Source organism: Streptomyces sp. NPDC006265, from assembly GCF_040613555.1.
In the GTDB taxonomy this organism is placed as follows: Bacteria; Actinomycetota; Actinomycetes; order Streptomycetales; family Streptomycetaceae; genus Streptomyces.
On record NZ_JBEXSH010001296.1, the window covers coordinates 1 to 1,754 of the forward strand.

Sequence of the window (1,754 nt, forward strand, 5' to 3'; positions counted from 1 at the left end):
GGGCTGGCGACCGAGGCCACTGCGGGGAGGTTCTCGATCCGGTCCAGGGTGCGGGCCGCCCAGTCCTGGCCCGCCGCCGACGAGGCGTCCCGGACCGGCGCCGCGCACCCCGCGCCCCCGAACGGCGCGGCGCCCCGGGCCCCGCAGCAGAACACCCCCGCGCCGGGCACCCCGCTGCTGCCGGAGGGCGCGCCGCGGGCGGCTCAGCCGCTGCCCGCGGAGGCCTCGGCGCCCTCCGTCGATCCGAACTCGACGCAGGGGCGGGCGATCAGCGTGCGGACGCTGGGCCAGGGCGTGCCGTTCACCCGGCAGGCGGCCCAGGCGCAGCAGCCGTCGGCCATGCCCGTCCCGCAGTCCCTTCCGCCGCAGTCGGCGACGCCTCCCCCGCACCAGCCGGGGGGATCGGGCCGGCGCCGCAAGCTGGGCACGCCGCCCGACCCGGCGACGCGTGCGGACCGGGCGGCCCGCCCTGAGCAGGGACAGCCGCGTCCGGGGGACCAGGGGTCCCGCCCGGATCAGGCCGCGCGTCCGCACCCGGCGGCCAATCACACGCCGGCGCCCGTCGCCGCGCAGATTCCGTCCCCGGCCACCGCCCCCGTCCCGGCGCAGCCGTCCCTCGCCGGTCAGTCGCGCCTCGCGCAGATGACCGAGGGCAGCGGACGGTCGTACGCCATAGGCGCCCCGGACGAGAACGCCGCCGAGGGACCCGAGCCGCTGGACGGGCCCGGTGGGGCCGTCGAGGTGGCCGATCCGCCGCGACCGCAGCCGATGGACGACGAACTGCCGCCCGAGCCGCTGGACAACCCACGGCGACTGCTGGTGTGGCCGGCGCCGGACGTCAGCACCCAGCAGGCGCTGAGCGACCGCGGCTACCGGCCGGTGATCGTGAACTCGCGCGAGGAGGTCGACGCGCAGATCGCGGCCTTCCCCGCCGCGCTGTTCGTCGACCCGCTGACCGGGCCGATCACGCGGACGGCACTGCAGTCGCTGCGGCAGGCCGCCGTGGCCGCCGAGGTGCCCGTCCTCGTCACGGCCGGACTCGGACAGGCCTCGCGGGACGCGGCGTACGGCGCCGATCCGGCCGTACTGCTGAAGGCGCTGGCGCCGCGCGACAGTGAGCAGCACCCGCCGAGGGTGCTGCTGATCGAGGAGCACGCGGAGATCGCGCTGGCGCTGACGGCGACGCTGGAGCGGCGCGGGATGCAGGTCGCGCGGGCCGCGAGTGACGCGGACGCGGTGACGCTGGCGGGACAGTTCCGGCCGAACCTGGTCGTGATGGACCTGCTGCAGGTGCAACGGCGGCAGGAGGGGTTCGCCGGGATCGTCGACTGGCTGCGGGCGAACGGGCAGCTCAACCGCACCCCGCTCGTCGTCTACACCGCCGCCGTCGACCAGGCCGACCTGCCGCGGCTGGCCTCCGGGGAAACGGTGCTGTTCCTCGCGGAGCGGTCCACCAGCTCCGAGGTGCAGACCCGGATCGTCGAACTGCTCAGCCGGATCGGCGTCAACTGACCGACCAGCGGGTGCGGGCGTGCCGCCCCGGACCCCCTGCCAGGGCTTGTCCCGCCCGCCGCCCGGCAGGTCCTAGTGCCGCGGCAGGCAACGTTCGCCCCGTCACGACGCCCGGCACGCTCCCCCGAGCTCTCGACTCCGCTCGAGCAGGGGGTGCCCCCACTCGCCGCACCGGCCGAAACCCCAAGTACGTCCAGTACGAGGGCTTCCGGCCGGCACGCCGAGAGCACGCACCAAACGCC

Annotated in this window: 1 pseudogene; it reads left to right on the plus strand. The window is 76.6% G+C overall.

What is annotated here, in order from left to right:
- Window positions 1-1,512: pseudogene (locus ABZ281_RS48155) on the plus strand (nickel transporter); the annotation flags it as partial.
- Window positions 1,513-1,754: the final 242 nt, after the last annotated feature.